The following is a 21,960-nucleotide window of genomic DNA, read 5'->3' on the forward strand; positions in this document are numbered from 1 at the left end:
GGGCGTGCGGCAGGCTCGATTCATCGTCCGTTCAGACGAAGTTTGGCCACGCCTTTGTCCCTAGAGTGGACCTTGTCAGCAGAACAAGGAGCCTGAAATGGGGCAGCAACGCGGTCTTGATTACAGCGGCAAGGTGGTACTGGTCACAGGCGGCACCAAGGGTATCGGCGCGGGTATCGCGCAGGGTTTCCTCGAGGCCGGTGCGCAGGTCATCGTCTGTGCCCGCAACGCCCCTGAACAGCTCCCGGCCAGCGGCGAGCGCACGGCAGTGTTCTTTGCGGTGGATGTGCGCGACGGCGAGTCGCTGCAGGCGCTGTTCGACAGCATCCAGCGCGACTTCGGCCGCCTCGATGTGCTGGTCAACAACGCCGGCGGCGCACCGGCGGCAGATGCCGCCACGGCCTCGCCGCGTTTTCACGAAAGCATCATCCGCCTCAACCTGATCGCACCCCTCAATGTCGCCCAGCAGGCCAACCGCCTGATGCAGTCGCAGGAGACCGGCGGCTGCATCGTCTTTATCGGCAGCGTCGCCGCCCAGCGACCGTCGCCGGGCACTGCCGCCTATGGCGCGGCCAAGGCCGGCGTGGTGGCCCTGGTCACGTCGCTGGCGGTGGAGTGGGCGCCCAAGGTGCGGGTGGTCACCGTCAGTCCGGGTCTGGTGCTGACCGACCAGGCCCACCTGCACTACGGCAGCGAGGCCGGCATCGCCGCGGTCGGCGCCGGCATTCCCGCCGGACGCATGGCGGCGGCTGAGGATATCGCCAACGCCTGCCTGTACATCGCATCGCCCCTGGCCAGCTACGCCAGCGGTTGCAACCTGCTGCTGCACGGCGGCGGCGAGCGACCGGCTTTCCTTGGTGCGGCGCAGGCCGTGCCCACCTGATCGACCCCACGGCGGCGCCACCCGGTGGCCGCCCTCACTTTGCAGGAGACGACTGTGGCTGATCCACAATTGCTGTCCAACGTGCGCGCCCTGGTGGGGCGCCAATACGGTCGGGTGTATGCCTGGGACGAAGTCAACGCGCCGATGATCCGCCAGTGGTGCGAGATCATGGGCCTGGAGAACCCGCTCTACACCGACCCAGTCGCCGTGCTGCAAGGCCCGCATGACGGCATCGTCGCGCCGCCGGCGATGCTCCAGGTGTGGACCATGGAAGGCCTGCACGCCAATAACTATCCGCCGGGCTCCACCGACGAAAACCCTTATGAAGTGCTCAAGCTGTTCGAAGAGCACGGTTACGCCTCGGTAGTCGCGGTGAACTCGGAACTGACCTTCCAGCGCCCGGTGTACCTGGGCGAGCGGCTGTACTACACCACCCGCATGGACGCCGTGGGCGATGAAAAGACCACCGCCCTGGGCACCGGTTTCTTCGTCACCCTGGTGATGAGCCACTTCGTCGAGAAGCCCGAAGGCGACGAGCCGGTGGGCGAGTTGCTGTTCCGCGTATTCAAGTTCCGTCCGGCCAACGCCCAGCCTGCGGCCAAGCCGGCCGAAGCACTGGTCAAGCCCAAGCGTCCGCTGCCGGGGATGAGCGACGACACGCGGTTTTTCTGGGAAGGCTGCGCCGAAGGCAAGCTGCTGATCCAGCGCTGCACCGCCTGTTCGACCTTGCGTCACCCGCCGGCGCCGGTGTGTATCCAGTGCCACAGCTTCGACTGGGACACGCTGCAGGCCAGCGGCCGCGGCAGCCTGTATTCCTTCGTGGTCATGCACTACCCGGAAGTCCCGCCGTTCGATCACCCCAACCCCATCGGCCTGATCGAACTGGAGGAGGGCGTGCGCCTGGTCGCCGGCCTGGTCGGTGTGCAGCGCGACGAGCTGAAGATCGGCCAACGCTTGCAGGTGGAATTCCAGACCTTCGATGAACAGCAGACTCTGCCGCTGTTCCGTCCCGTGGCCGAGCCGGAGTAAGCGCCCATGGATTTCGAATTGAGCGAAGACCAGCGTGCCATCGAGCAGATGGCGGACAGCCTGTTCGTCGATTACTGCAACGATGACGCCATGCGTCAGTGGGACACCAGCGGAGAGCCGATGATGGCGGCGCTGTGGGGCTTGTGCCGGGAAACCGGCCTGCATGCCCTGGCGATTCCCGAATCCGCCGGCGGCAGCGGCCTGGGCATGACCGAACTGATGCTGGTGCTGCAGGCCCAGGGCCGTGGCCTGGGCCAGGTGCCGCTGTGGCGTCATCAATTGGCGGCGGCGACCCTGGCGACCTTTGCCAGCGACGCTTACCCGACCTGGATTACCCAAGCGGCCAGTGGCGAGGCGTTGCTGAGCCTGTCGCTGGACGGCATCAACGCCGCCTGCGGTATTGAACTGGAAGCCACACCCAATGGCGCGGTCTGGCAGGTCAACGGCCGTATCGCCGCCTTGCCGCTGGCGGCGCAGTCCGGTGCCGCGCTGGTGCCGGTGCTGTTGCACGGCCAACCCCGGCTGATGCTGCTGGAACTGCAATCCCCCAGCGTGCGCCTGACCCCGGCAGTGATGACCCACGGCGAAGCGGTGGCCGATGTGCAGGTCGAAGGCCTCAGCGTCAGCCACCTGCTGCCGGTGGATGCCCTGGACTGGCTGGAAGCCCGCGCCATCGCCGCCCAGGCGGCACTGCAACTGGGCGTCAGCCAGGAACAGATCCGCCGCACCGTCGAATACGTCAGCGAGCGCCAACAGTTCGAACGGCGCATCGGCAGCTTCCAGGCGGTGCAGATGAGCATGGCCGATACGCACATCGCCCTCGAAGCCTTGCGCAGCAGCCTCTGGCAGCTCTGCTACCGCCTTGACGCCGGGCTGCCGGCGCCATCGGAAGCGCTGGCCACGGCGTGGCTGGCCTGCGAGGCCGGACACCGCATCGGCCATGTTGCGCAGCACGTGCATGGCGGCATCGGCGTCGACCTGACCTACCCGATCCACCGTTTTCTCTACTGGAGCCGCGCCCTGGGCCTTGCCCTCGGCGGATCGGCGGCATGCCTGGAACGTCTCGGCGACTGGCTGAGCGATAACGACAAGCTGGGATGGAAATATGACCTTGAAGAACACCAAGCGCTTTGAAGACGTGCGTCCCGGCGAGTTGCTGCCGGAGCTGGCGGTGCCCATCACCGTGCCGCTGATTGCCGGCGGGGCGATCGCCACCCGCGACTACTTTCCCGGCCACCACGACCTGGACGCCGCCCGTGAACTGGGCTCGCCCCACGTGTTCATGAACATCCTCACCACCAATGGCCTGGTGCAGCGTTTCATCGAGGCCTGGGCCGGCCCGCTGGCACGCTTCGCGTCGCTGAAGATCAAGCTCGGGGTGCCCAACTACCCCGGCGACTGCATGACCTTCAGCGGCAGCGTGACTCGCCTCGATCCCGAAACCCGCACGGTCGAAGTGACCCTTGGCGGCAAGAATTCCATGGGCAACCACGTGACCGGTACGGTCGCGCTGGTCCTGCCCTGACAGCCGGAGACACTGTCATGACGCAATCGTCGATTTCCGGGCGCGCCGCCATTGTCGGACTGGGCGCGACCGAGTTTTCCAAGAATTCCGGGCGCACCGAACTGCGCCTGGCCATGGAAGCCACCCTCGCGGCGCTGCAAGACGCCGGCATCGATCCATCGGAAGTGGAGGGCTTCAGCTCCTACTCGGTGGACAAGGTGCCGGAATACGAGATCGCCCGGCTGCTGGGCTGCAAGGACGTCAAGTTCTTCTCCCAGGTGCCCCACGGCGGCGGCGCCGCCTGCGCGCCGATCCTCCACGCGGCGATGGCCGTGGCCACGGGCGTGGCCAAGGTGGTGGTGGTCTACCGCGCGATGAACGAACGTTCCTGGTACCGCTTCGGCAGTGGCAGCTACGGCTTCGCTTCGACGCCGATCTTCGAGAACGTCAACTACGGCTGGTACATGCCCCACGGTTTCCATACCCCGGCGGCCTGGGTCGGCATGTTCGCCCAGCGCTACATGCACACCTATGGCGCCACCTCCGAGGACTTCGGCCGGGTCGCGGTGGCGGTGCGCGATTTCGCTGCAACCAACCCCAACGCGTTCTTCTACAACAAGCCGATCACCCTCGAAGAACATCAGGCTTCGCGCTGGATCTGCGAGCCGCTGCACCTGCTGGACTGCTGCCAGGAGTCCGACGGCGCGGTGGCGATGGTCATCACCTCGGCCGAACGCGCCCGTGACCTACGGCAGAAACCGGTGACCATCAAGGCCGGTTCCCAGGGCATCAGCAGCGGCCAGCAGATCATGACCTCGTTCTACCGCGACGACATCACCGGCCTGCCGGAGATGGGCGTGGTTGCCCGCGAGGTGTATCGCCAGTCCGGCCTCGGCCCGGACGCGATCCAGACCGCAGTGATCTACGACCACTTCACCCCGTTCGTGCTGCCGCAACTGGAAGAATTCGGCTTTGCCGAGCGCGGCGAGGCCAAGGAATTCATCCGCGCCGGCCACCACGCCCGTGGCGGCAAGCTGCCGATCAACACCCACGGCGGGCAACTGGGCGAAGCCTATATCCACGGCATGAACGGCGTTGCCGAAGCTGTGCGCCAGGTGCGCGGCACCGCGGTGAACCAGGTGGCGAACGTCGAGAACGTGCTGGTCACCGCCGGCACCGGCGTCCCCACCAGCGGCCTGATTCTCGGCGCGGCCTAAGGAGCAGAGCATGTTCGTCGACCTCACCCCCGAGCAACACGCGCTGCGCCGCACGGTGCGCGACTACTTCCAGGCCCTGATGACCCCCGAGCTGCGCGAGCAATTGCGCGGCAAGGAGGGCGGCGACCTGTTCCGCCAGACCATCCGCCAGATGGGCCGCGACGGCTGGCTGGCGGTGGGCTGGCCGAAGGCCCACGGCGGCCAGGGCTATGCCGCCACCGAGCAACTGATCTTCTTCGAAGAAGCCAATATCGCCGGTGCGCCGCTGCCGTTCGTGACCATCAGCACCGTCGGCCCGGCGCTGATGGAGCATGGCAGCGCAATGCAGAAAGAGCGCTTCCTGCCCGGCATCGCCGCCGGTGAAATCATGTTCGCCATCGGCTATTCCGAACCGGATGCCGGCAGCGACCTGGCGGTGCTCAAGACCAGTGCCCGGCTCGACGGCGACAGCTTCGTGGTCAACGGCAACAAGCTGTGGACCTCCGGCGCCGAATCCGCCGACTTCATCTGGCTGGCGGCGCGCACCGACCCGAACCTGGCGCGGCACAAGGGCGTGTCGATCCTGATTCTCGACACCACGGCGCCGGGCTTCGCCAGCACGGTGATCCCGACCACCAGCAACCCGACGACGGCCACCTATTACGACAACGTGCGGGTGCCGAAGGACATGCTGGTGGGCGAACTGAACGGCGGCTGGAAGCTGATCACCGCGCAGCTCAACCATGAACGGCTGGGGCTCGGCTCGTGGTCCGACAAGGTCGCCGGGCTGTTCCGCCGCATCTACCTGTGGGCCAAGGTGCGTGACGAGCAGGGTCGCCGGGCGATGGACAAAGCCTGGGTGCGCAGTTCGCTGGCCGAGTGTTATGCGCGGTTGGAAGCCATGCGCCTGATCAACCTGCGGATCGCCGCCAACCTGGAACACGAGCGGATGGACGTGGCGCTGAGTTCGACCACCAAGGTCTTCGGCTCGGAGTCGGCCATCGAGATTCTGCGCCGGCTGTCGGCGGTTATCGGTGCCAACGGCTCGCTGCGCTCGGGCTCGGCGGCGGCGGCCTTGCACGGCGAGCTGGAATACGAGCTGCGCGCCTCGGTCACCGTGACCTTCGGCGGCGGCACCAATGAAATCCAGCGCGAACTGATCGCCCAGTTCGGCTTGGGCATGCCGCGCACCCAGCGCTGAGCCAACCACAACAACAATAACCAGCCCCGGGCCAAGCCTGGGGCGAGGGTCAAGTCATGAGCACGATTGAGCAATTCAGGCATGAAACCCGCGCCTGGCTGGAGGCCAACTGTCCGCTGTCGATGCGCACCGCCATGGGCGACGGCGACGTGGTTTGGGGTGCCCGCCAGCCGGAGTTTCCCAGCGAAGACGCGCGGCTGTGGTTCGAACGGATGCGCGACAAGCGCTGGTTCTGCCCCGAGTGGCCCGAGGAATACGGCGGCGCCGGGCTGAGCGCGGAACAATTGGCGGTGCTGGAAAGCGAGATGCGCCGCCTCAAGTGCCGGCCGCCGCAGATCAACCTGGGCATCTGGATGCTTGGCCCGGTGCTGCTAGCCTACGGCAGCGACGAACAGAAACGCAGCCTGCTGCCGCCCATGGCCCGCGGCGAAACCCGCTGGTGCCAGGGCTTCTCCGAGCCGAATGCCGGCTCCGACCTGGCCGGCCTGAAGATGGCCGCCCGCGATGCCGGCGACCATTTCGTGGTGGACGGCAGCAAGATCTGGACCTCCTACGGCGACAAGTCCGACTGGATGTACGCGCTGGTGCGCACCAACACCAACAAGCCCAAGCACGAAGGCATCAGCCTGATCGTGCTGGACATGCGCAGCGTTGGGGTCAACGCCGTGCCGATCGACCTGATCAGCGGCAAGTCGGCGTTCTGCCAGGTGTTCTTCGATGGCGTGAAGGTGCCGAAGAGCCAGTTGATCGGCCCGCTGGACGGCGGCTGGAACCTCGGCAAGTACCTGCTGCAGCACGAACGCAAGGCCATGTCGAAATTCGGCGAGATCAGCCTGCCGTCGCATTTCGACCTGCCGGCGCTGGTCCGCGAGTACCTGCCGCACCCCGAGAGCCAGAGCGAACTGGCCTTGCAGGCGCGGGCCGCGGCCTGCGCGATGAACGAACAGACCTACAACCTGACCGTGCAACGGATGGCCGAGGAAGCACGCGGCGGCGGCGACGTCAGCGGCCTGATGGCAATCATGAAGCTGGTCCACACCGAGCAGGAGCGCGACAAGTTCGAAGTGCTGCTGGACATCCTCGGCGGCCACGCCTTCGGCTGGGAGAGCGAGGCGTTCGACGAGCGTCAGTTGGCGGTGACCCGCGGCTGGCTCAACAGCTACGCCCTGACCATCTCCGGCGGCGCCTCGGAAATCCAGCTCAATGTCATCGCCAAGCGCGTGCTTGGCCTGCCTGACGCGAAAAAAGGAGCGACGGCATGAACCTGCGTTACAGCGAAGAACAGCGCTTGCTCGCTGACAGCGCCCGCGACTTTCTCGCCGCGCGCAGCCCGGTGGCCGCTCAGCGGCGCTTGCGCGACGAAGGCTCGGAGCAGGGTTTCGACGCGCAACTGTGGCAGGACGCGGTCGACCTGGGCTGGAGCGCGATTCCCTTTCCCGAAGACCTCGGCGGCCTGGCGTTCGGCTGCATGGGCCTGGGGCCGGTATTCGAGTCCATCGGTCAAAACCTGTCGGCGACGCCGTTGTTGTCCAGCGTGGTGCTCGGCGGTTCGCTGCTGCACCTGGCCGGCAACGTGGAGCAACAGCAGCGCTGGCTGCCGGGGCTGATTGCTGGTGGTCTGCGCCTGGCGCTGGCGGTGGATGAGCGCGCCCGGCACAAGCCGTTGGACACTGGCCTGAGCGCAGTGGCCGACGGCGGCGGATATTGCCTGAACGGTGACAAATACTGGGTGGTGGACGGCAATGGCGCCGATGCCTTTATCGTCGCCGCACGCACCTCGGGCAACGCCGGGCAAGCTGCGGGCATCAGTCTGTTCCTGCTGCCGGCCGACACCCCGGGCCTGATCTGCAGCGCCTTGCCGCTGATCGATGCACGCAACAGCGCGCGCCTGCAATTGCAGGACGTGCGGGTCGGCCGCGAGGCCTTGCTCGGCGAGGCGGGGCAGGGCTGGGCACTGCTCGACGCGGTTCTCGACCGTGGCCGCGCCTGCCTGGCGGCGGAACTGCTGGGCATCGCCGAGCACCTGTTCCACACCACCCTCGATTACCTCAAGACGCGGGTGCAGTTCGACGCCCCGATCGGCTCGTTCCAGGCCCTGCAACACCGGGCGGCGCGGCTGTATGTCGACCTGGCGCTGGCGCGCAGCGCGGTGATGGCGGGGCTTTCGGCGCTGGACGACGACAACCTCGACGCCGCTGCCCGTGGCCGTCTGGTCAGCCTGGCCAAGTGGAAGGCCGGCGACACCGCACTCAAGGTCGCCAACGAGGCGGTGCAGATGCATGGCGGCATCGGCGTCACCGATGAACTGGACGTCGGCCTGTACCTCAAGCGGGTGCGGGTGGCCCAGGCCTGTCTCGGCGACCGGGATTTCCATTGCGAGCGCTACTGGGCCCTCGACCCGGCCCGCGCCTGACGTTCAGGAGAACGACACATGAGCATTGAACAGTGGCGCACGGCGTGGCAGCAGTTGACGGCCGCAGGCGCGCCTTTTGAAGTGGTGACCCCGGCGGACGGCGCGCCGCGTTACTTCCGCCAGACGGCGCGAACCCTGCAGGAGGTGATCGACGCCGGGCGGGTTCACGGCGAGCGCGAGTTCCTGGTCTGGCAGGAGCAGCGCCTGAGCTTCGCCGATTACTTCGATCAGGTCGACCGCCTGGCCGGGCAGTTGATTGCCCGCTTCGGCCTGCAACCCGGCGAGCGGGTGGCCATCGCCATGCGCAACCAGCCGGCCTGGCTGGTTGCCTTCGCCGCCATCCAGCGCTGCGGCGCGGTGTGCGTGCCGCTCAACAGTTGGGGCCTGCGCGATGAGTTGCTGCACGGCCTGGAAGACAGTGGCGCCGGTTTGTTGCTGTGCGACGAATCGCGCCTGACGCTGCTGCGCGACGACCTCACGGCGCGGCAGCGGACCACCATCGTGGTTGGCATGACGTCGGTGGCGGGCTTGCCCGATTACTGTTTCCGCTACGAAGACCTGCTGGCTGCCGAAGCGCTGGTGGTGCCCGCGGTGCGGGTCGAGCCGCATGCGCCGGCGATGATCCTCTACACCTCCGGCACCACCAGCCGGGCCAAGGGCGCGTTGTCCAGCCACCGTGCGGTGTGCCAGGCCTTGGCGGCGCTGGATTTCCAGAGCGCGTTTTGTGCGCTCAGCTCACCGCAGCGCATCGCTCGGGTGATCGACAGCGGTTTTGCCCCGACCTCGTTGATGGCGGTGCCGTTGTTCCATGTCAGCGGCCTGCATGCGCAGTTTCTCTCCGCCTTGCGCGGCGGCCGGCGTCTGGTGCTGATGTACAAATGGGACGTCGAACGGGCCATCGACCTGATCCGCGATGAGCGTTGCACCCAGTTCAACGGCGCGCCGGTGATGATGCAGCAACTGTTCGCCTCGCCGCGCTTCGGTGGCGCCGACACGGCCAGCCTGTTCGGCCTTGGTCTGGGCGGCGGTGCATCGTCCGCCGCGCTGCTGGGCGACATGGCCCGGCGCAAGCCCGACGTGATCGGCGGCAGCGGCTACGGCCTGACCGAAAGCAACGGCATCGGTGCGGCGATTGGCGGCGACCCGTTCCTCTACAAACCGGCGAGCTGCGGCTGGCCGCTGCCGATCGTCGATGTGCGTATCGGCGACAGCCCGGCACAGCCCGTGCCCGATGGCCAGCCCGGACTGATCTGGCTGCGCTCGCCGACCTTGATGAGCGGCTACTGGAACCAGCCCGTGGCCAGTGCCGAGACCCTCTGTGACGGCTGGCTGAACACCGGCGATATCGGCTACCTCGATGACGAAGGGTTTCTCTGCATCAGCGGGCGGGTCAAGGAGCTGATCAACCGCGGCGGCGAGAAGATCTCGGCGGCGGAAATCGAAGCGTGCATCAGCGAAATGCCGGGCGTTGAAGACGCGGCGGTGTTCGCCGTGCCCGATCCGTTGCTGGGGGAGGCGGTGGCCCTGGTCATCCAGGGCGAGCGCCTGCCTTCGGTCCAGGACGCCCAGTTGTTCATCGCCGCGCGGCTGGCCGGATACAAGGTGCCGGCGCACGTGTACCGGGTAACGGAGGCGCTGCCGAGGAATGCGACCGGGAAGGTGCTCAAGGCGGAGTTGAAACAGCGGATTTCTGGTTGATAAACCGCAATTTCTTAGTCTTTCCGGACGATGTTTCCTACCCCGGAAAACCAACAATGAAGCACATCCGAAAGGCTTTATCAGCGAAGGAGGCAATACATGAAAACAACAAGAACAGGTGTCATGCTCGCGGTCGCGCTCACTGCCAACTGCATAGCGATTGCTGGCGCATGCGCCGCTGTATCGCCCGACGAGGCTGCCCGCCTGGGCAAGGACCTGAACTGTGTTGGCGGCGAAGTGGCCGGCAACGCCGAAGGCACCATCCCGGCCTACACCGGCAAATACCTGGGTGAAGTGCCCGGCTGGAACCACGTGAAATTCTCCGGCGACCAGCCGGTCGATCCCTACGCCGATGAAAAGCCGATCCTGGTGATCACTGCGGCCAACATGAGCCAGTACGAGTCGCACCTGACCGAAGGGCAGAAGGCGCTGCTGAAGAAATACCCGACCACCTACAAGATGAACATCTACCCCGGCCACCGCGATTTCCGCTACCCGGACTACGTGTGCAAGCGGGCCATGTCCAACGCCCTCAACGCCAAACTGGTGAACGACGGCCTGGGCGTCGAGGGCCTTGGCCAGGTGCCGTTCCCGATTCCGAAGAACGGCATGGAAGTGCTGTGGAACCACCAGCTTCCGGCGCGCGCCTACACCGAAGAGAAGATCTCCGACCTCGCCTCGGTCCTGCCCAACGGCAGCATCGGCTGGGGCCGGGCCCACGCCCGCAACCTGTCGCAGGCCAACTCGCCGACCGTGGAGCCGAAGACCGAGGACGGCGTCCAGGCCATGAGCTACAACACCACCCTCAAGCCGGCCCGCGACAACGGCGTGATCAGCATCGCCCACGAGCCCTACAACTTCGTCACCTCGTCGCGCCAGGCCTGGTCCTACAGCCCGTCGACCCGCCGCGTGCGGCAGATGCCCGGTTACGGCTACGACCAGCCGATGATCGGCACCAACGGCACCATGACCGTGGACGAAGACCGCTTGTTCAACGGCGCGCCCGAGCGTTACACCTGGAAGCTGCTGGGCAAGCGTGAAATCTACAGCCCGGCCAACGCGTTCAAGGCCAACTCGGCGAGCTACAAGTACAGCGACATTCTGACGCCCAACCATCCGAACCCGGATGTCATGCGCTATGAGCTGCGTCGGGTCTGGGTGGTGGAGGCGGATCTGAAGGAGGGCTTCCGTCACGTCTATGGCAAGCGTGTGCTGTTCATCGATGAAGACACCTGGAATGCGGTGATGGCCGACAACTTCGATGCCCGTGGGCAACTGTGGAAGCACGCCATGATCAACTACTACTACCACCCCGACATGAGCGGGTGGCAGGCGGGGTCGCAGTTCTTCATGGACCTGAACTCCGGGCAGTACACCGGGTACGGGATGACCAACGAAGCGAAAAAGGGGCCGATTCTTAACGAAGGGAAATACAGCCCGGATATGTACACCGCTGATGCGGCGCGGGCGATTGGGCGGTGATTTGATCTGCTGTTGAGTGTTGTTTTTGAGCCCTGCCCGGAATTGGCGGGGCTTTTTTTTGTTCTTGAGGGAATGGTGAGGGCTATGGGTTTGGGCTTTGGTGCGGTGAGCTTATCCATTGGATGTGGCGCCGCTGCCGGCCCCTTCCGCCTTTACGGCGTCCTACTTTTTCCAAGAAAAAAGTAGGACGCCGTAAAGGCGGAAGGGGCCGGCAGCCTCGCCACATCGAATGGATATGCCCGCAAAGCCCAAGTCCAAGCCCAAAGAGCATGCCCCGGCATTCCGTAAAGAATCTGTTTGGTTCTTTACAGATAGGCTCTCGGGGATTGGGCTTGGGTGCGGGCTCGCCAACCCTCAAAGAAATTGCTTGTTAAAAAAATCACCTGTACCGTCGCGCCCCTGCGCAGGCAGGATTCGCGCGCATCACGGTTAGAGAAGCCTTGGCTAGCGGGAAACCCGCACCTTTGACACGCGCGACATCGCTCTTTCGAGAGTCGATCAATATCGAGACCCTCGCCGAAGGCACCGACGTGTACTGCATGTTCGGCGTGCTGAGCGCCGCGTCCGCGCTGGCGGTGGTCGAGCAGGACATCACCCCCTGGCCGACAACGTGATTCACGCGGTTGAAGCCTTCGAAGACCATTTTGACGTTTGAGTACAAGGGTTCGTCCATGAGCATGTGGAAAAAACTGGTGACCGCCCTGCGTGGCGGCGCCTCGGAAGTTGGTGAAGCGATCATCGACGCCAACGCCATTCGTATCCTCGAACAGGAACAGCGCGACGCCGACGCGGCGCTGGTCAAGGCGCGCAACGGCCTGATCGAGATCAAGGCCAAGCACAAGCTGGCCCTGCAACGCATCGCCGGCCTCGAAGGCGATGTCGCCAGTTGGGAAGGCAAGGCCATCGCCGCGCTGAACGCTGATCAGGAAGGCCTGGCCACTGAATGCGCCGGCCGCGTCGCCGAAGTCGAGGCGCAACTGGTCCAGGAGCGCGAGATGGCCAGCCAGTTCGGCCGTCAGGTCGACCTGCTGCAAGCGCAGATCATCGAAGCCGAAAGCCGCCTCAAGGGCATCCGCCAGCAAACCGAAATGGCCAAGGCCCGCGAGACCGTGCAGCAAGCCCGGATCGCGACCGCCAGCGCCACCGGCGGTGCCAACGGCAAGGTGGAAACCGCGGTCAACTCGCTGGCGCGGATCAAGCAGCGCCAGGACGAGCAGGACGCCAAGCTGGACGCCGCCCGCGAACTGGCCGAAGTGTCCAGCGGCGATGATCTGGAGCGTCGTCTCCAGGACGCCGGCATCGGCGCCAAGACGGGCGGTGCCAGTGATGTGCTGGCGCGCTTGAAAGCCAAGCAGCAAGGCAGCGCCACCGTCGAGTGACAGCGCACGTGAGGGCATGCGGAGTGATCCGCCTGCCCTTTTTTCATGGCCTGGATTCCAAGGTGACCCATGGCATTCGGTAATCGGCTGCGCGTTGTGCTCGGCCTGGGCGTGTTGCTGGTGGTCGTGCAAGTGCTCAACTGGCTGAGCGGCTACGCCCTGGTGCAGTTCGGCATTGTTCCGAGAACCCTGCACGGGCTGGTGGGCGTGGCGTTCGCGCCGTTCCTGCATGGCTCCCTTGCGCACCTGTTGAGCAATCTCCTGCCTTTCATGGTGCTGAGCTGGCTGGTGTTGAGCGAAGGGCTGTCGCGCTTTATCCGGGTGGCGTTGTTGATCGCCGTGGTCGGTGGCGTGCTGGTCTGGGCGCTGGGACGTACCAGCGTGCATGTCGGCGCCAGCGGGGTGATCTTCGGTTTGTGGAGCTATCTGCTGGCCCGCGCCTGGTATCAGCGCAGCTTGACGAGCGTGTTGGTCGCGCTGGGGGTGCTGGTGGTGTATGGCGGGCTGGTGTTCGGCTTGCTGCCGGCGCGCGGGGTGTCGCTTGAGTCACACCTCGCCGGCGCATTCGCCGGCATTTTCGCCAGTTGGCTGATGCATTCGAAACGACTGCTGGCACACGGCACGAACTGACGTAATAAAGGACCATTGAATGAGTTGGATAAAACGCCTGCTGGGGATGCAGGCACCGCTGCCCGCGAAAGCGGACGGCCGCCCGGCGCTGGGACCCCAGGCTCCGCTGGGCCTGGCCTCGGGGCGCATGCTTTGCCTGGACTCGAAACTCGCGCTGTTGCTGGCGGATGACTCCAGCGTGGTTGTCCCGGAGGACGAGAAGGTCTGGGCCACCGGCAGTGTCGACCTCGGCCAGGGCACGCGCCTTGAGCGCTTCTATCTGGATAACGAAGACTACTTCCTGCAGGTGGTGATGCACGGCAATGGCGCCGATGACATCGAAGACATCATCCTGTTCGGCTATCACCAGGTCACTACCATTGCCAGCCGTGACGAGCTGCTGCGCCTGACCGGCCCACAGTCGAAGGTCGGCCTGCCGTTCTTCGAACTGGACGGCGTCGAGTACCAGCGCCAGTGGGGCTCGGAAGACGGCCAGACCGAGCTGGTGCCGATGCTCGAGCGGGTCAGCAACCCCGAGGCCAGCTATCAGGTCCGTCATCACTGCATGCTCTACGCCCGTGACCTCGAACTGACCAACCGCCGCGAATTCCTGCTGTTTTCTGTCGAGGAAGACGAGGAGGGCAATGTCGCCCTGTCGTCCGCCATCGGCGTCACCCTGCAACTCACCGATATCACCGTCATCTGACAAGGAAGCACCATGCTTGAAGCACTCCGTATGTCGCTCAACGCGACTGCCGTATTCGGATTCGTTCTTTATATCGTCGTCGCCGTGGCGCTGTTCGCGCTGTTCCAGTTCCTCTACACCCGGATCACCCCGCACAAGGAATTCGAGCTGATCCGCGAGAACAACCCGGCAGCGGCAATTGCCCTGGGCGGCTCGCTGATCGGCTTCGCCTTGCCAGCCAGCAATATCATTTCCTACAGCGTCAGCGTGGTGGACTTCGTGGTCTGGGTGCTGATCGCCGCCGTGGTGCAACTGCTGGCCTTCGTCGGCACCAGCCTGGTGCTCAAGGGCCTGGCGGCGCGGATTGCCCGTGGTGAACTGGCCGCGGCGATCTACGCAGCGTCCGTCGCCATCAGCGTCGGCTTCCTCAACTCGGCCTGCATGACCCCAGCAGCCTGAACCCCAAGGAGAAGCCCATGAGAGCCCGTAGTTCCGCAAAACTGCTGCTGGCCAGCGCGCTGCCCCTGGCGATCAGTGGCTGCAGCGACCCCGAGCAGACCGTCACCTACTCGCTGAAAAGCAACTTCAAGAACGTCCAGGCCTGTGTCGACGCCAGCTTCCCGGCGGATGTCTGCTCCGACGCCTATATCCAGGCGATGGTCGATCACCGCCAGGTCGCGCCGACCTACGACGATCAAGCCGCCTGTGATGCCGACTTCATCGAGGGCTATTGCCAGCCCACCTCCGACGGCAAATACATGCCGCAACTGGCCGGTTTCGAACTGGCCATGAGCGGTGACATCTCCAAGGCGCAGATGGAGCAGGTGCAACAGCAGGCCGCACAGTCGGGCGGCAGCGGTATCGGCAACGGTGTTGCCGCGGCGGCCACCGGTGCGCTGGCCGGCATGTTGATCGGCCAGGCGATGAGCAACCGCAGCGCGCCGCGCTACCAGTCGCAGCCGGTCTATCAGAGCCGCGACAGTCGCGGGTCCTATCAGACCTCGACCTTGTCCAGGCAGATCGAGCAGGGCAAGACCTTCAGCCGCTCGACCCAGGCCCGTCGCGACGACAGCGGCAGCTACAGCAGCTCGACCCTGGGCCGTAGCCTCGGTAACTCGAACAGCCGTTCCGCCAGTTCTTCCAGCTCCAACTCCAACGTTGGCTCGACCATCTCCCGCGGCGGTTTCGGCCAACAGGCCACGGCCCGCAGCGGCTGGAGCGGCAAGCGCTCGTCCGGCTACAGCTTTGGTGGTTGAGGGAGCCCGGCGGTGAAAAAGATCAGCATCGAAGAGCGCCCGGACTGGCGTCGGACCGTCGAGGCCGAAGGCTTCGACTTTCACACCATCGACGGCGAACGCTACTGGGATGAACGCGGCTATTACCTGTTCAGCGAAGCGCAGATCAGCCGCGATATCGAGGCGCCGACCAAGGCCGTGCACGAGCTGTGCATGGAGGCGGTAGAGCGGGTGGTGCACAGCGAGGAGCTGCTGACCCGCCTGGCGATCCCGCCGGCGTTCTTCGATCTGGTCCGCGATTCGTGGCGCGAAGGGCATCCGCACCTCTACGGCCGTTTCGACTTCAGCTACGACGGCAGCGGCCCGGCCAAGTGCATCGAAGCCAACTACGACACGCCGACCAGCCTGCTGGAAGCGGGTTCGGTGCAGTTGCTCTGGCTGGAAAGCCAGATTGCCGCGGGTGTCTTGCCGGCGTCGGCCACGCAGTTCAACACCATCGCCGAAGACCTGGTGCATGCATTTTCCGCATTTCCCAAGGAAGGGCCGTTTCACTTCTCGGCGATGTCCGAGTCGGTGGAAGACCGCGGCACCACGGATTTCCTGCGCAAGATGGCGGCGCATGCCGGCATCGATGCGCGGCATATCGATATCGAGGACATCGGTCTGCGCGACGGTCGCTTTGTCGACCTCGACGGCCAGTGGATTCAGCGCTTGTTCAAACTACATGCCTGGGAGCACATCTTCCACGAGGCATTCGGCAAGGCGGTGCCGGGCTGCGATACCCAGTTCGTCGAGCCTGCGTGGAAATCCATCATCAGCAACAAGGGCATCCTCGCCTTGCTGTGGGAGTTCCATGAGGGACACCCGAATCTGTTGCCGGCCTTCGTTGATCGCGAACCGCAACGGCCGGTGCCTGCCGGCTGGGTGCGCAAGCCGTATTTTTCCCGCGAAGGCGCCAATATCGAATTGCGTACCCGCGAAGGTGAGTTCGTGGCCGAGGACGGGCCGTATACCGATGCGCCGTTCATCCTCCAGGAATTCGCGCCGCTGCCGCGGTTTGGCGACAGTTATACGTTGCTAGGCTCGTGGGTGATCGGGGATGTGGCGTCGGGGATCGGGATTCGTGAGGACGACAGTTTGATCACCAAGGATACGAGCCGGTTTTTACCGCATGTGGTGATGGATTAGCCTTATCTCCTCATAGCTGGCTTGCCAGCTATGAGCATGGGTGTCTACACATCTCGCAGGCAATCGCATACCGTCAGCCACTTGCCATTCTGTGGGAGCGGATTCATCCGCGAAGGGCTGCATAGCGGCCCCAAAACCATCCAGCACGAGGTAGCTGTCTGTCCCTGGTGTTTTTTTCGACCTCAGGATGCTTGAATGTGAGATCCAGGCCAGACAGAAACAGTGTGCTGGATGGATTTAGGGCCGCTTTGCGGCCCTTCGCGGATGAATCCGCTCCCACAGTTCGCGGTGACCTAACGCTTTGGGCTTGCCTGCGAGATGTGGAGATACTCATGCAGCGATGAGGCCCAATAGACCACCACCTTCACTGCATGGTGTTTTCCTACAGCCTACTGCGCTAGCATCGACGCTTTCGCAATCGGAAGGGGACGCCGTTGGACTCATTGACCCAGGCCGTTTTGGGCGCAGCGCTTCAGGGGGCTGTGCTCGGCAAGGTGCAGGGCCGTCGCTCCCTGCTGTATGGCGCCATGCTCGCCACATTGCCGGATCTGGACGTGGCCATCCGCTACGCCGACCCGGTGTCGAAGATGACGTTCCACCGCGGTTTTTCCCATTCATTGTTCGTGCTCACCGGGTTGGCGCTGTTGTTGACCTGGCTGACCATGCTGGTGGTGCGCAGGCGGCGACCCGACGTCGGTTACAGCGGGCCGCGGGTGTTTCTCGCGTACTGGCTGGTGCTGATCACTCATCCGTTGCTGGATGCCTTTACCGTCTACGGTACGCAACTGCTGTGGCCGTTCCAGCCGACCCCGCAAAGCTGGGCGGCGGTGTTTATCATCGATCCCGTTTACACCCTGCCGTTGCTGGCTGGCGTGATATACGCCGTGGTCAAGGGCATGAGCGGCCGGGTCAGGGCGGTGCTCACCGGGCTGTTGCTGTTCAGTACCGCTTACCTGGGCTTCGGCCTGCTGTCGAAGAACATCGCCGAACAACGTTTCCACTCCGCCCTGCGGGCCGAGCAGATTGAAGTCACGCAATTGCGCGCGCTGCCGATGCCGTTCAATACGCTGCTCTGGCGGGTGGTCGCGAAAACACCGGACGGGCATTACTACGAAGGCGTCAGCGGCCTGTTCGACAGCGAACCGCCCGAATGGCAGATCCAGCCGCTGAACCTCGACGCGGCGAAGGTGTTGCAGGACTCCCCGCTGTACGAGCGGCTGCGCTGGTTCACGGGTGACTGGCTGCGTTATGACGTGGTCGGCGATGCGCTGGTGGTCAGCGATCTGCGCATGGGCATTCCCGGTAACTACACCTTCCGGTTCCGCATGGCCGGGTGTGACGGCGAGGGCAACTGGCAGGTGCAGACGCCGGGTTCGTGGCCCGGCGCGGGGGTGGATTCGATCCGCAATCCCGAGGCGTTGAAGCTGATCATGCACAGGATCTTCGAGCAGCAACCGCCGTTGCCGTTGGCCCAGTGGACGCACGAATACCTGGATGGACCCGCGCCGGTGCCGGGGTGCAACCTGTAGGCGGATTGCCTACAGGTTGATTGCGCCAACCGGAGCCGTCTGTAAGTCGCGCTCCGGTATCTCCCAGATCAGCAGTTTCGGCGGGGTCTGGGCAAACGCCGGGCTGGCGAAGTACGCCTTGGCCGCCCCCAAAAACTCGCCGCCGTCCTTGGCAAAGTTGCCGATTGGCGCCGACAGCGCCTGCTGCAGGAAACCGGTGAAGTTGGAATTGCGTGAGAACGAGGTGCCGATCAGCGCCAGGTTCGGCAGATTGTCGTCGCCGAACAGGTCGTCGAGGCTGTCGCCGGCGCTCTCGGCATTCGGGGTTTCTTCGGCGATGGTGGACGCGGCGACCTGTTCCTGCAGCGGCTGCAAGCGAGTCGACAGCCAGTCCAGCCCGGCCAGTCGCACCAGGTCGCCGGGACGTGGCGCGGCCGGTTGTGGGCTGACAGCAAAGGTGCGCTTGGGCGTGGCTTCGATGCCCATGGCGGTAATTTTCTGGCTGATCGCCATGGCTGCGGCGCGGGCGCCGGCTTCGCTCCAGTGAGTGTCGAGGCGCAGGAAGGCCTCGGCGCCCAGCGGTTGCAGGGCAGGGGTGAGGTCGAGGACGGCGACGCCGGCGCTTTGCAGGGCGCTGGTCCAGTCGCGTATCCGTGGTTCCAGGCTGGCCGGACGCTGCAGGTCGCACAACTGGCTGGCGGCGATACGGCTCTTGTCTGGCACCACGCTGACCAGCAATTCAATCCCGCGCTGTTTCAACTGATCACGCAGGGCGATCACCGCCTCGGCTTTTGCCTTGGCGTTGGCCTCGCGGTGGCGGTTGATCTTCAATTCGTCGCTGATGAACAGCCACTGCGGGCAGCCTTCACGCACTCGCGGGCCGGTGTCGCCGAGCGTCAGCCAACTGCCGCCGCGCTCCAGTTGCGCAGCTTTTTCCGGCAGCGGCGCCTTGGCCAGTTCCTTGGCGATGCGGTGGGTGATTTCGCCTTCCAGCACCGCGTCGTTGGACAGCGGTTTGCCGGGCAGCAGTTCGAGCTTGCCACTGACCAGCAGCCAGCCACAGGACAGCAGGCCGGCGGCGAGAAAGGCGGCCAGGGTGACTCCCGCCAGCGGGCTGGTGCGCAGGGCGATTTCGCTCGGTGGGGTCGGTGCCGTACTTGGCGGAGGCGTCTTGGTCGTCATCAGAACTGGAAGTACAGGAAGGGCACGGCATCACGGCTGGCGATCAACGAGAACGCCAACAGGAAACCGGCCACGGGCCAGAGGGCAGCCACCACCGCGTACAGCGCGCTGTGACCGAAACGTTGTTCGAGACGCACCTGGTACAGCGGCGCGATCACGCAGAACACGCCGAGCGCCGCCGCCAGGGCGTGCACCGGGCGCACCGTGGCGGCCAGCGCTTCACCCAGGGCGAAGGCGTGCAGGCCGAACTGGCCGGCATACATGGACAGTGCCGTGTCGAAGTCCGGCGCGCGGAACAGGGTCCAGGCCAGGCAGACGAACAGCAGGGTCAGGGTGTGCGACAGGGCTTTCGGGATCGCCGGCAGGCTGGAGCGGTTCCACGCCCGGTCGATGCACAGCGCCACGCCGTGGGCCGCGCCCCAGAGCAGGTAGTTCCAGCTATCGCCACCGTGCCAGAGGCCGGCGATGGCCATGGTCAGGAACAGGTTACGGTAGGTGTTCCAGGTGCCGAAGCGGTTGCCGCCCAAGGCGATGTACAGGTAGTCGCGCAGCCAGCTCGACAGCGACAGGTGCCAGCGCCGCCAGAAGTCCTGGATGCTGCTGGCCAGATAAGGCCGGTTGAAGTTTTCCGGGAAGTGGAAGCCCAGCATCAGGCCCAGGCCGATAGCCATGGCGCTGTAGCCGGCGAAGTCGAAGAACAGTTGCAGCGAGTAGGCCAGGCAGCCCAGCCAGGCATCGAGGAACGACGGGTTTTCCAGGTGGAACGCCACGTCCACCAGCGGCGACAGGGTGTCGGCCACCAGCACTTTCATGCACATGCCGATCATGAAACGGCGCGCGCCGAGGGAGAAGTTCTGCCAGTTGAAGTAGCGCTGGTTCAGCTCGCGGCGCACCCAGTCATAACGAATGATCGGGCCGGCGATGGAGTGGCCGAACATCGAGATGTAGGTGGCGAAGTTCACCAGGCTGCGCTCCACCGGCACGGTGTGGCGGTGCACATCGACCAGATAGGAAATGGCCTGCAGCACGATGAACGACAGCCCCGCCGGCAACGCCACACGCTGCCACTCCATCGGCAGTGCGCCGTAGTGGGTGATCATCTGGTTGTAGGTCGCGGCGAGGATGTTGGCGTACTTGTACCAGCACAACACCAGGGTGTTGAACACGATCAGCGCCGCCAGCAGCCGCAGGCGCCCCAGTGAGTCCTCGCGGCTGCGGTCCACCGCCAGGCCGCCGGCCCAGGCGATCACCGTCAGTACCACGTGCAGCAGCAGGAACAGCGGGCTCAGCCAGCCATAGAAGAACCAGCTTCCCAGCAGCAGCACGAGGTTGCGTCCCCGCGCCGGGCTGAGTGCATAGACCAGCATGAACAGCGGCAGGAACAGCGTAAGGAACTCAAGTGAGGCGAAAACCATGGCGCAGCGGACGTCCTGTCAGTTGGACAACGTGTCGGTGGTGTTCAGCAGGTGCGGGCCTTCGGCGCCCGGCAGCAGTATCACGCTGTAGCGCTCGCCGGCCTTCAGTTCGCCCAGGTCCAGCGGATTGCCGACGCTGGCGTTGGCGCAGACCAGTTGCACCGACAGCTTCACCGGGTTGATCGAGCGGCGCTGCACGCTGCCGTCGGCGGCGTCCTTGAACAGGTCGGCGTTGCGACCGGCCGGGCGCAGGCCGGGGGCCTGGCACGCGGGGTCGAGGCTGATGAAGGCCAGCGAGGCTTTCAGCGCGTTGAAGTCGTCCGGTTGCTCGCGCACCACGCGCTGGCTGATCTTGCCGCCGTCGTTGAAGGCGAACACCGTGGCGAATTCGCCCGGCGCGACCTGCAGGTCCAGCGCAGCGCTGGCGGCGCCGTTGCTGAGGGTGCCCTTGATCGCCTTGTTGGCCGGCACCGGCAGATAGGCCGAGACCTTCTGGTTGTCGTCCAGGTTGAGGCTGGCCTTGGAGCCGCTGGCTTCCATCTTCAGCACGCCCGGGGCGACGTTGACGAAGCGCAGGAACGCCGAGTCTTCGCTCGGGCCGGTCGGGTACAACGCCACATCGGCGCTGGCGACGCCGGCGGCCATGGCCAGCGGCAGGGCGGCAAGCAGTGCGCTCAGGCGGCTCATTTCTTCACGTCCTTGACCACGGGGCTGGCCAGCAGTGCGTCGGTGATGGCCTTGCTCCAGCTGATGTAGCCCATGCTGGTCAAGTGCTGGCCGTCGATGGTGGCCCACTGGCCTTGCTTGGAGAACTTCAGCGAGTCGATGTAATCGCACGGCGCGACGTTGCTGGCGAGGAACTTCGAGGTCAGTTCGACACGGGCGTAGGTCTTGCCGTACTTGCCGCCTTCGCTGCCCCAGTTCGGCCCGACCCACACGCACTTGGTGCCGGCGTTCTTGATTTCCTTGGTCAGGCTGGTGGTCTGCTGCCAGATCCAGGTCTTCGGGAAGGCCGGCTTGGTGTAGTCGGCCATGGTGTCGCCCATGACCACCACGATCAGGTCCGGCTTGTCGGCGGCGATCAGTTGGCTGATCGGCTGGGTGGTGGCCTTGTTGCCGAGGACCACGGCCTTGTCCTTGTTGCGCCGCTCGGCGCCGCCGCATTCGCCCGGCGTGACTTTGGTCCAGTCCCCGGCCTTGGAGCCGCAGACACCCAGCGAGTGCACTTGCGCGCCCTGTTGCACGAGGTTGTCGTGCAGGCTCTTGATCAGGTAGTCCGGCGTTGCCAGGTGGCTGTCGCCGATCATCAGGATCGTCAGACCAGCGAGAAGAGAAGCAGCCATTTCATTAACT

22 protein-coding genes are annotated in these 21,960 nt (G+C 65.0%); 18 read left to right on the forward strand and 4 right to left on the reverse strand.

What is annotated here, in order from left to right; translation table 11 throughout:
• The first annotated feature begins 97 nt into the window (after positions 1-97).
• The 18 genes from HWV67_RS05085 (at position 98) to HWV67_RS05170 (ending at position 18,031) form a co-directional block, all read left to right on the forward strand.
• Entirely contained in the window at positions 98-883 is a 786-nt protein-coding gene (locus tag HWV67_RS05085; RefSeq protein WP_175650207.1) for an SDR family oxidoreductase, read from the forward strand.
• Positions 884-937: 54 nt separating this feature from the next.
• The gene (locus HWV67_RS05090; protein WP_175650208.1) at positions 938-1,912 is read left to right on the forward strand and encodes a bifunctional MaoC family dehydratase N-terminal/OB-fold nucleic acid binding domain-containing protein; all 975 of its coding nucleotides are present in this window, start codon (positions 938-940) and stop codon (positions 1,910-1,912) included.
• A 6-nt stretch (positions 1,913-1,918) separates the two neighbouring features.
• Positions 1,919-3,046, forward strand: coding sequence for an acyl-CoA dehydrogenase family protein (locus HWV67_RS05095; RefSeq protein ID WP_175650209.1), 1,128 nt, complete (start codon positions 1,919-1,921; stop codon positions 3,044-3,046).
• Entirely contained in the window at positions 3,018-3,437 is a 420-nt protein-coding gene (locus HWV67_RS05100; RefSeq protein ID WP_110973065.1) for a MaoC family dehydratase, read from the forward strand. Before HWV67_RS05095 ends, HWV67_RS05100 begins: the two co-directional genes overlap by 29 nt.
• Positions 3,438-3,454: 17 nt before the next feature.
• A complete protein-coding gene (locus tag HWV67_RS05105; protein ID WP_175650210.1) occupies positions 3,455-4,633 on the forward strand; it encodes a lipid-transfer protein in 1,179 nt (392 codons plus the stop codon).
• Between the two features lie 10 nt (positions 4,634-4,643).
• Positions 4,644-5,813 carry an acyl-CoA dehydrogenase family protein gene (locus HWV67_RS05110; RefSeq protein ID WP_175650211.1) on the forward strand — a complete coding sequence of 390 codons (1,170 nt, stop codon included), beginning with the start codon at positions 4,644-4,646 and terminating at the stop codon, positions 5,811-5,813.
• A gap of 56 nt (positions 5,814-5,869) precedes the next feature.
• Positions 5,870-7,075: an acyl-CoA dehydrogenase family protein gene (locus HWV67_RS05115; RefSeq protein WP_175650212.1), complete on the forward strand. Its 1,206-nt coding sequence runs from the start codon at positions 5,870-5,872 to the stop codon at positions 7,073-7,075.
• Positions 7,072-8,226, forward strand: coding sequence for an acyl-CoA dehydrogenase family protein (locus HWV67_RS05120; RefSeq protein WP_175650213.1), 1,155 nt, complete (start codon positions 7,072-7,074; stop codon positions 8,224-8,226). Before HWV67_RS05115 ends, HWV67_RS05120 begins: the two co-directional genes overlap by 4 nt.
• An 18-nt stretch (positions 8,227-8,244) precedes the next feature.
• The gene (locus HWV67_RS05125; protein WP_175650214.1) at positions 8,245-9,924 is read left to right on the forward strand and encodes a class I adenylate-forming enzyme family protein; all 1,680 of its coding nucleotides are present in this window, start codon (positions 8,245-8,247) and stop codon (positions 9,922-9,924) included.
• 99 nt (positions 9,925-10,023) lie between these two features.
• Positions 10,024-11,406 carry a DUF1329 domain-containing protein gene (locus tag HWV67_RS05130; protein ID WP_175650215.1) on the forward strand — a complete coding sequence of 461 codons (1,383 nt, stop codon included), beginning with the start codon at positions 10,024-10,026 and terminating at the stop codon, positions 11,404-11,406.
• Positions 11,407-11,870: 464 nt separating this feature from the next.
• Positions 11,871-12,020 (forward strand): DUF2170 family protein, encoded by a 150-nt coding sequence (locus tag HWV67_RS31605; RefSeq protein ID WP_256680007.1) that lies wholly within the window; start codon positions 11,871-11,873, stop codon positions 12,018-12,020.
• A gap of 57 nt (positions 12,021-12,077) precedes the next feature.
• Positions 12,078-12,785 (forward strand): PspA/IM30 family protein, encoded by a 708-nt coding sequence (locus tag HWV67_RS05140; protein WP_175650216.1) that lies wholly within the window; start codon positions 12,078-12,080, stop codon positions 12,783-12,785.
• 69 nt (positions 12,786-12,854) lie between these two features.
• A complete protein-coding gene (locus HWV67_RS05145; protein ID WP_175650217.1) occupies positions 12,855-13,415 on the forward strand; it encodes a rhomboid family intramembrane serine protease in 561 nt (186 codons plus the stop codon).
• A gap of 19 nt (positions 13,416-13,434) precedes the next feature.
• Positions 13,435-14,100, forward strand: coding sequence for a DUF2491 family protein (locus tag HWV67_RS05150; RefSeq protein WP_175650218.1), 666 nt, complete (start codon positions 13,435-13,437; stop codon positions 14,098-14,100).
• 12 nt (positions 14,101-14,112) lie between these two features.
• Complete coding sequence (locus HWV67_RS05155) at positions 14,113-14,538, forward strand: DUF350 domain-containing protein (RefSeq protein WP_175650219.1); 426 nt, start codon at positions 14,113-14,115, stop codon at positions 14,536-14,538.
• Between the two features lie 17 nt (positions 14,539-14,555).
• Positions 14,556-15,335, forward strand: a complete 780-nt coding sequence (locus HWV67_RS05160; protein WP_175650220.1) for a DUF1190 domain-containing protein — start codon at positions 14,556-14,558, stop codon at positions 15,333-15,335.
• A 12-nt stretch (positions 15,336-15,347) separates the two neighbouring features.
• Entirely contained in the window at positions 15,348-16,502 is a 1,155-nt protein-coding gene (locus HWV67_RS05165) for a glutathionylspermidine synthase family protein (RefSeq protein WP_175650221.1), read from the forward strand.
• A 434-nt stretch (positions 16,503-16,936) separates the two neighbouring features.
• Positions 16,937-18,031 carry a metal-dependent hydrolase gene (locus tag HWV67_RS05170; RefSeq protein WP_175650222.1) on the forward strand — a complete coding sequence of 365 codons (1,095 nt, stop codon included), beginning with the start codon at positions 16,937-16,939 and terminating at the stop codon, positions 18,029-18,031.
• A 9-nt stretch (positions 18,032-18,040) separates the two neighbouring features.
• Here HWV67_RS05170 and HWV67_RS05175 read toward each other — a convergent pair whose 3' ends face one another.
• Genes HWV67_RS05175 through HWV67_RS05190 form a run of 4 tightly spaced genes read right to left on the reverse strand, consistent with a single transcriptional unit; the run spans position 18,041 to position 21,950 of the window.
• Positions 18,041-19,192, reverse strand: coding sequence for an alginate O-acetyltransferase AlgX-related protein (locus HWV67_RS05175; protein WP_175650223.1), 1,152 nt, complete (start codon positions 19,190-19,192; stop codon positions 18,041-18,043).
• Positions 19,192-20,607, reverse strand: coding sequence for an MBOAT family O-acyltransferase (locus HWV67_RS05180; protein WP_175650224.1), 1,416 nt, complete (start codon positions 20,605-20,607; stop codon positions 19,192-19,194). The genes HWV67_RS05175 and HWV67_RS05180 overlap by 1 nt, the downstream gene beginning before the upstream one ends.
• Positions 20,608-20,625: 18 nt before the next feature.
• Positions 20,626-21,294, reverse strand: a complete 669-nt coding sequence (locus HWV67_RS05185; protein ID WP_175650225.1) for an alginate O-acetyltransferase AlgF — start codon at positions 21,292-21,294, stop codon at positions 20,626-20,628.
• On the reverse strand, positions 21,291-21,950 hold the full coding sequence (locus HWV67_RS05190) for an SGNH/GDSL hydrolase family protein (RefSeq protein ID WP_095153480.1): 660 nt from the start codon (positions 21,948-21,950) through the stop codon (positions 21,291-21,293). Before HWV67_RS05190 ends, HWV67_RS05185 begins: the two co-directional genes overlap by 4 nt.
• Positions 21,951-21,960: the final 10 nt, after the last annotated feature.

The organism is Pseudomonas sp. Marseille-P9899 (assembly GCF_903166565.1).
GTDB classification, from domain to species: domain Bacteria; phylum Pseudomonadota; class Gammaproteobacteria; order Pseudomonadales; family Pseudomonadaceae; genus Aquipseudomonas; species Aquipseudomonas huaxiensis.